The organism is Candidatus Neomarinimicrobiota bacterium (assembly GCA_022567655.1).
Taxonomy (GTDB): Bacteria; Fidelibacterota; SORT01; order SORT01; family SORT01; genus JADFGO01.
Genome location: JADFGO010000091.1, coordinates 1 through 8,097 on the forward strand (window position 1 = coordinate 1; position 8,097 = coordinate 8,097).

Sequence of the window (8,097 nt, forward strand, 5' to 3'; positions counted from 1 at the left end):
AACCATACCGATTCCATTATATGTTATTTGAAATGAGCCGTCATCGTTTAGAACAAGCTGCACTGTATTTGTATTGCTTACTCCGAATTCAGGTACGGCGTTCCAGGTGACAGTGAATTTTGTTACTTCTTCTTTTGCGAATACTCCGCCGCCTGCCGACGGGTCCAGATCACCAAAAAATGCTGCTATCATCGGTAATTCCAAACCAAAATCAGCTGGATCAAAGAAACTTGGGTTGCCGACAGCGCCGAATGTGACGTTTCCGTTTGAGCGAACCCAGATATTTGTCCGGGTCGAATTGAAAAAGGGAAATGAGAAACCGCCGGTAAGATTGAATTCATGATTCGTGTCGTCACCCGCAAAAAGATTTGTTCCTAAGGACGCATCAAAAGTGAACTCAACTGTTGCAACATCGTAACCGCCGCTGCCGTTCGGAGTAAATAAGAGTGTCAATCCGTCGAGGTCAAACGGATTGGAGCCCGGGGGAATGAGAAGTGTACCGTCATCAACCATGACAGCAACATCGCCATCGTCGAAGTCAGCCGAAACGGACGGAGCGAGCTGGATCTTCGATAAGCGTTTCACATTTTCTGCGTGGCTTAGTATTGACTTCAAATGAAGAGCATGGTCCGCTCGTGTTCCGCAAATGAACTTATTATAATCGTGGGGTTGATTCGGTATGTTGCCCGGATCCTCTTCAGCATAGATGAAAGAACTGCCGGAGTTTAGGAGAGCTGTCAATATTACTATAGTTATCAATTTTGTTGAAAATATCCTTTGTACGAGTGAATTCACAGATGACTCCGTTTATTTTTGTTATAAGAATTTATTAGAGCAGAGAAATTAATCAGAGCTGTAACCAATATAATATTGGTGAATCTTTTCTTGATCAAACTTCGCTCCCACATTAAATCGCATTATCAATATTAACGGATCAAACTCTATTAAGGTTTCATAAATCTGAAGGTAGCGCAAAAAAGCGCTCTAAGATGTAACAGATGTCACAATTTCTATCAATTATGTGACCTGTTGGTATTATTTACTGATCAGGATGGTATTGCTATAGATTTTCTGATTCTCAAGGAACTTTATCTAATTCTTCTTTATAACATTTGGTAAAATATGAGGAGCTGCTAAAAGCAACTTTTATAGGCTGTTTCAGTGACGTTTCCATCCTTTTGTACCAATAATTGTTTTGCTCGGTCGAGTCTTATCTTTCTGATGTACCTACTTGGTGAAATGTTAATCACTAACACGGAACAGTGACCTGAGAGTGACGTTTTTTTCGCCTCTGATAGAGCTCAGTCAAATTCCTAATCTTCCTGAATGAGTGTTATACAGGCGGTTAATGGGGTGGAATGCCCACCCCCTTTTTCCTTAATTTCTTCGAAATATTATGCGGTTCTGTCCTTGAGGCGTTATTGAACCTACTCAAAACTCGATTTGTAAACCAAAGCGAATTTCTCGCGGTCTTCCGAATAAATCGCCCCCTTGTGCCCACTCATATTCCTGACGATGGTCAATATTTATGAATTGATAGAGTGTGAAAAACTCTTCTCCCCGCAATTCCACTATCCGTTCTCTATGGTCAGGATCGTAAGAGCCGTCGTCCTGGGTGGTACCGGTGCGCCAGTAAACATGCAGGACATTTTTTCGATTAAAAAAGTTTTGAATATAAATATAGGCCGTTAAAGGAGAATTCCCAAAAGCAAAGCTGCGGTTGATTTTGAAATCAAATTGATAGTTCCGGGGCGTTATTATGTTGGCTATTACCATTCTTCTCATTCGAGGTTCATCGTCGCTCAGCAAACTGCTGGGTGATAATGCGACAGGTCAACCAAAGCCGCCATCATAAAGTTTAAAATTATGACCGCTGTTAAAACGGAATAGAAAATGCAAACCCGTGTTTTGCAGCCATGCCGGAGCCTTTTTGTCTGTTTGGTAACTGATCAAAGCATTGCCACGGTGCCTTTGATTAAAGTCTAAAGGAGTCGACTCCTGCGATATACGTTCCAGCTTTTCCTTATCCCCGAATAGGGCGTCCTGTAGATTGGTAATAGGATACGAGGCGGAGCCTTCTACATCTGATAATGTATAGTTCAACCGAGCTTTTAGTCTCCTTAACTCGAATTGCAATGTGAATTCTGCGCCCCGGGCTGTCGATCTCCCCCTATTGGTAAGAATAACATAGTCGATGTAAGGCGATGCAGGGTCAACTTCTATCTGATCTGATACCAGTTGTTCAGTAATTTTCTTATGAAACAAGGCGGTTTTTAAGAACAGCGCTGAATTAACCCTGTAAGTAAGGTTAAACACGGATTGGGTCGAAGGCACAGGCTCACTGTCAAATCCCCGCGGGTCCCTTTCGATATTTCCACCTATCCGGCTCAATGAGCGATGTCCCCGGCTCGCATAAACATCGCTGAAGCGAGCTTGTTGAACATACCGGCCAAAGTTGAATTGAAAACTGAGGCGATTGTCTTCGAAGAAAGTAGCGGCAAATCTAGGCAAAAAGTAATTATAGGTAGGGGCTGTTTCTGTCCCTGATGTCGGATTCCCTGGTCGAAAAAGAGCCACCGGATTGGCTGGATCGGTATAAATTATGGCATCACTCGAAAATGATTCATACAGTAATCCAATCTGCATTTTAAAGATCCTTGTTCGAAATTGATCTTCCAGGAAAAGTGAGAATTTGACGGGATTCCTAGGCCCGTCGTTTATGCCATCCGCTTGCTCAATTATATTTCCAAATACATCATACCCGAATGCTTGTACATCTCCGACTTCACGAATGCGGAACAACTGCTCTTCATCAAGTTCACCAGGCGTGAGACCCGTACTTTGAAGTACATACATGAAATTTTGATAAGACATAATGGTAAACCGACGCAGGGTCCTGCGCTGATAGGCGCCGCCTGCGGTTATGATATTGCCACCTATTTTCTTTCTGACATTGCCGGAATAGCCCCAATAATTCTCTTCTGCCTTTGTAAAATCCGAAAGCACATGGCCTGAGGTTCTGAATGGGAAACCGAGGATACGAAGCGAGCGGATGATCTCACTATCGCCGGATTGAGACAGTAAATCATCTCCGATAACCGGGTCGGTCTCTTTCTCATTTGAACGAAGGATATCAAATTGAAAGTGGGCGCTCCAGGCATTCGGTCCGGCATAATCAGTCTGCAGCGACAACAAACCGGTATTTTGTTTTAGTTCCGGAATACGCTCCAAATCAAAGGTGTTTAAAATTGGCGTATTGTTTTGCTGTTCGTTTTCGCTATTAAACAGCCCTACGACTCCAACAGTGAACGATCCAATATCCGCAGTTATGACGCTGTTAAGTGTAAACCGACTCGCTGCTGCGTTCGGAATATTACCGGGACGGATCACAATCTCGTCAACGCCGACGATTTCCTGCACTGGTTGCTCGGTATTCGTATCAACCAGTGGAAAATCCGGTCCGCCGAATCGAAAACCATCCCAGAATTTGCGGTAATGATCATCGAAGGTTTCTCTTTCAGCGGCGGCAAAAAAGCGAATATTGTCTCTGAATACTTTGCCTTCGGCCATAAGCAGGAAGTTGGTATAACCATAAGAGAAAGTTCCGAAACGAGTTTCGTGGTCTGCCGCAAATTGGTCAGATTCACCGCGCAGTGTAAAGTTAAAAGTACCTCCGCCGCGACGTAGGCTGTGCTGCACTGAAGCCACTGCGTGGTCGGTGCCAGCGGTAGGAGAGCCATGCAGAGTTATTCTTTCAAGCGCTTCCGGAATAAAGCGCATCATATTAAGTCCCGTGAAGGAACTACGAACATCTATGCCTTCGAAAGTGTAAGATATCTCGTCATGACGGCTGCCACGAACGTGCAGAAAATCCGTGCCGCGAAAGTCCTGAACGACAGCACCGGAAAACAAACCATAATACTCTTGCGATTCATGACGAAAAGGTAAATTGTTGAGCTGCTGACGGGTTAAAGTCTCTATGTCGAAGTAAAAAGCATTAGAATCAATTTCTGTCAAACTATGTGACAGAGGGTGCTGTCCCACTAAAACGATTGGCAATCCGAAAATCGTTAATGCAAAAAAGCATATATATATAAAGGGAATGGCGATTATTCTCATGACTATCACTCAAATTTATTCATATCATAAAGTATAAGTATGATTAAAGGAATTATGAACAGTTTATTTTGCTTTAAGTAAATATATCGTTTTGGAGTTTTTGGGCATAACTAATATTCAGGTAGAATTATTAGTAACCGCATTTAATTGATATTTTCCCCATCTCAAAATGTAGTATAACCACTTACGATCTATAATTCCAAATCATTTGGTTATGATAATTCGTTTCTCTCGGCAGTATATAGTATAATTCTAAATATCATACAAAGCCAAAATCATTCGCCCCCGACCAATACAAATACGCTTGCCCCGCAGGATGCGGTGACCCTTTCAACCCGTATGTGCTACTTTTTCTGTGCGAGTCAGGATTTTATCCTGACCGTATAATCTCTTTATCAAAGCGTCAGGACAAGTCCTGACTGCCACATAAGCCAAAAGACGGGGTGTGTAAGGAGTTGCGGTCAGGATAAATCCTGACTCGCACAATTTATTCTTACTTCAGCAACACCATCTTCCTCGTTTGGACGAAATTGCCTGCCAGAAACCTAACATTTGCTTGCTAACTATTACAACTTATGAGAATAGGATCAAGATTGAATTAATGCTATCGACTGGTTATATTACTTTCAGAGATGGAAAAAATATCGATATGATGAGTCCACTATTAATTCTTTATAAATAGTAGCTAGTCCACCTACAGATATTCCGCTCTCCGGCGAGAGTGGTTCCATTTAAGCGTCATAATCGAAACCCTATGAAAATGGGAATGAAAGGAGTACAATATGCCACTCTATATGGATATTCACAAAGGTGTGGAAGGGCTGACTGCTGAAGCGGTCGCAGGAGCCCATAAGAAAGACCTCGAGGTTCAGGAGAAGCACGGGGTGAAGTATCTGAAATACTGGTTCAACGAAGACGATGGCAGTATTTTCTGTCTTTGCGAGGCCCCGAATAAAGAAGCGGCTGAGGCAGTACACCGTGAGGCACACGGCCTAGTAGCAGACGAGATCATCGAGGTCAACGAAGGTGAGTAAAACATAGCAGGGGCCTTCACCGCCGTGTTTTACAACTAAGGGCTTTATCAGTTCTCTCTGCCGTTTGACCAGATCCTGCGTCCTGCGCTCATCCTTCTGCATCATGGCGGTATAGCCGACCATATCAATGAACATTATTGCAGTGAGTTTTCTAATACTTGTACTGTCTCTGTCCAAATCCAATTCCTAAGGGATTGTATTGCTATCTAATTTTTTTTGCGGAAACCTCATCCGATTCGCGCAAGCGGTTGCTTAATATTCTGGCGATATTGATCGCTACCGTCGCAAGCGTTTTAGGATATTTGTCAAACAGTGATGACATATATTCTAAATTAATAACAGCTATTTTTACATCGGATTTTGCCCTCACAGACACCGACCGTGTATCCTGATCGATCAATGTCATTTCGCCAAGCGATTCACCAACGCTACGTGTTTGTAATTCTATCGCCTCTCCCGTTACGCTATTTATTTTTTCGATGGACGCTTTCCCATCTAAGATGATGCAAAGTCCCTTTAACGGATCTCCTTCTTTGATGAATAATTGACCAGCCTTAAATTCCATTTCATAGGAATTTTCAGCGATTCCCAATAATATTTCGGACGAAAGTCCATTCAAGATTTTAGACCCAGAGATGATCTCCCTGCTTTTACCAGATATCAAATTGTTATTCCCTGTTTCCAAAAGCCTGCCAAAGTCCAAGATTGTTTATACAATAATAGATACATTCGTAATATAACAGGAGCACATATCATTTTCCATTATTAATTGTGTGAGACAGCTGACAATTTAATAATCACTTTTCACATTGTGACTTATAAAGAGGTCAAATTAAAAATGACCGCACTTTGGCAAAATTCCCCTCTATAAAGAGGGGTGTTCCGAAGGAGCTCCTTCGGAGGAAATTTATCCCGATTTATCGGGAGGGCTAGTCAGGAGCTGATGGAACAAGTGGCGGGAACGATAACTCGGCATCACGGCGCGTCCTCATTCAGAAAGGTCTGCCCAACTACCGGGAAGTTTCAGCCCCCGCCGCTCTTTCAAGACCTCATCACAGCTTTCACCGCAACAAAGTAAACTACTTTTACTCGGCGGTCGTAATAGGCGAATTGTGGGCATGAACTTCCATCCACTTTTTGCCCTTCTTAATTAATACTGCAGTCCTGCGATCCCTCACCTGTTCAGTTATGCCATTTGTATTCGTTACCGTACCAACTATATAGCAGGTCACAACGGCAGTTTTGCCATAGACCTTTACATCAAGGAGACCTCCATCAGGCCATATCCGGTGTGCCCTTTTAGATGGTGTCCTACGTGCCCAGCTACGTTACCGGCGTTAAAAGTCACAAAATGCTCCAATGTTGCCTTTTTAATGTCTTCCACATCGCCCGCCATGGCTACAGTAGTTAATAATACTACTAAGCCAAATATCATGGTTATAGCAGTGAGTTTTTTCATCTGATACCTCTTTCTGTTAGTATGTTAGGTAAACAAATAACCATCGGTAATACGTTTATCTTCAAAAGGTAATAAATAAAAATGTGTTTCAAATTAACAGACACCGTTCCGGGTTGTAACAGGTTTTTACCCGGAATGCAAGAAGAAGCGCTACACTCGTACACGCTACTCGATACCGTGCGGGTACCTGATATTTAATATGTTTTTGAATCATATTATTATGGATGCCGACTCAACTTTAATAAGTTTTCTTAGCAATTACCTCCGGCTGATACTCACTCAGGGAGATTCACACGTACAAGGAATTCCTTGAAGCGCGGGTCGCTTCGCAGCGGTTCAAACTCTGGCAATACAGAAACCCATGGAATCCATGCATGCGGCTGCTCGTAATCCAGCCACTTGAAAGCCTCATCTAAATTCCCTAAAGCCGCATTCAAAGAGATTAGTGTGAACGCACCCCACGGAGTCGCTTCTGCTTCTTCCAATTCAGCAAGTATCTTTTCTGCGCCACTAATGTTACCTGTCCGCGCATAAGTGACGCCGAGAGCGTATTTCCACCATGGAGCGACGGACACCATCTTTTCATGGGTTGCGATTGCTTCCTCATGCATTCCCATTTCCAGATAGGCTCCTCCAAGTATTAAAAGCCCTTCACCGTAATTAGGATTTAGCGCTAAGGAGTTTTGCGCTTCTTCCATCGCCCTTTCGAATTGCCCGTCAAACAAATATAATCCCCCCAGCCATGCAGTGTACAGCGGCGTAAGCGGGTCGAGCTCCTTGGCTAAGGTGTGTTCCACTATCGCCTCATCCATATGTCCCATAAGGTAGAGAAAATACGCATGATGGTATCGGTTCTTTACCAAACTCGGGTTGAGTTCTATTGTACGTTCAAATTCTCTTTCCGCCCCAGGCCAGTCCCATTCATAATAAACTTTGACTCGGGCTAAAGCAGCATGACCCTCAGCCAGAGTCGAATCCAGCTTCAATGCTGTGAGTGTTGCAGCCTGTGCTTTTGCCCATACGCCAGGCGGTGGTGCGGGACCATGACCGATATTAATGTAACCTTGCGCTAATCCTGTATAAGCCAGAGGATCCCCGGGATTTTTTTCGATCGCTTCAGATAAATACATCAAGCCTTTATTGAATAGTTCAGGATCAGACTTGTCAAGATAGTACATTCCTTTCAGGTATGCTTCGTAAGTCTCAGGGTTTACCGGACGAGCGTTAGAAAGGAGAGTCACTTCTTGCGGAGTCAGTGTGACCTTGATCTCCTTAGCAATGGCTTTCGCCACTTCGCTGTGCATAATTAATATGTTTTTAAGTTCGCGGTCGAAGCTATCAGCCCACAGATGTTCATCAGTAGCGCCGTGTATCAATTGTATTGTGATGCGCACACTGTCACCTACCCGAAATACTGATCCCTCTATGATGGCATCCACTCCCAACATACTTGCGATCTCCGACAGTGAGAGCTCAGAGTCCCTA

At 43.5% G+C, this 8,097-nt stretch carries 8 protein-coding genes; 1 reads left to right on the forward strand and 7 read right to left on the reverse strand.

Features of this window, described 5'->3' with window-relative positions; genetic code table 11:
* From IID12_08685 to IID12_08695, 3 genes are all read right to left on the reverse strand, one after another.
* Positions 1–795: hypothetical protein (locus tag IID12_08685; protein ID MCH8289165.1), on the reverse strand; the 795-nt coding region annotated here is incomplete at its 3' end.
* A 636-nt stretch (positions 796–1,431) separates the two neighbouring features.
* Positions 1,432–1,776 carry a hypothetical protein gene (locus IID12_08690; GenBank protein MCH8289166.1) on the reverse strand — a complete coding sequence of 115 codons (345 nt, stop codon included), beginning with the start codon at positions 1,774–1,776 and terminating at the stop codon, positions 1,432–1,434.
* A 57-nt stretch (positions 1,777–1,833) separates the two neighbouring features.
* On the reverse strand, positions 1,834–4,119 hold the full coding sequence (locus IID12_08695) for a hypothetical protein (GenBank protein MCH8289167.1): 2,286 nt from the start codon (positions 4,117–4,119) through the stop codon (positions 1,834–1,836).
* 782 nt (positions 4,120–4,901) lie between these two features.
* Between IID12_08695 and IID12_08700 the strand changes: the two genes are divergently transcribed.
* A complete protein-coding gene (locus IID12_08700; GenBank protein ID MCH8289168.1) occupies positions 4,902–5,153 on the forward strand; it encodes a DUF4242 domain-containing protein in 252 nt (83 codons plus the stop codon).
* Positions 5,154–5,355: 202 nt separating this feature from the next.
* On the opposite strand, the gene IID12_08705 is transcribed toward IID12_08700, so the two are convergent.
* From IID12_08705 to IID12_08720, 4 genes are all read right to left on the reverse strand, one after another.
* A complete protein-coding gene (locus IID12_08705; protein MCH8289169.1) occupies positions 5,356–5,817 on the reverse strand; it encodes a cyclic nucleotide-binding domain-containing protein in 462 nt (153 codons plus the stop codon).
* A 421-nt stretch (positions 5,818–6,238) separates the two neighbouring features.
* On the reverse strand, positions 6,239–6,385 hold the full coding sequence (locus IID12_08710; protein MCH8289170.1) for a hypothetical protein: 147 nt from the start codon (positions 6,383–6,385) through the stop codon (positions 6,239–6,241).
* A 23-nt stretch (positions 6,386–6,408) separates the two neighbouring features.
* Positions 6,409–6,588, reverse strand: coding sequence for a hypothetical protein (locus IID12_08715; GenBank protein ID MCH8289171.1), 180 nt, complete (start codon positions 6,586–6,588; stop codon positions 6,409–6,411).
* A 299-nt stretch (positions 6,589–6,887) separates the two neighbouring features.
* Positions 6,888–8,097 (reverse strand): hypothetical protein (locus IID12_08720; protein ID MCH8289172.1); only part of this gene is annotated, 1,210 nt, incomplete at its 5' end.

Coding starts and splice junctions, on each gene's coding strand:
- IID12_08715 (MCH8289171.1), bottom strand. CDS start 6,588: ATGATATTTGGCTTAGTAGTATTATTAACTACTGTAGCCATGGCGGGC.
- IID12_08695 (MCH8289167.1), bottom strand. CDS start 4,119: ATGAGAATAATCGCCATTCCCTTTATATATATATGCTTTTTTGCATTA.
- IID12_08700 (MCH8289168.1), top strand. CDS start 4,902: ATGCCACTCTATATGGATATTCACAAAGGTGTGGAAGGGCTGACTGCT.
- IID12_08690 (MCH8289166.1), bottom strand. CDS start 1,776: ATGGTAATAGCCAACATAATAACGCCCCGGAACTATCAATTTGATTTC.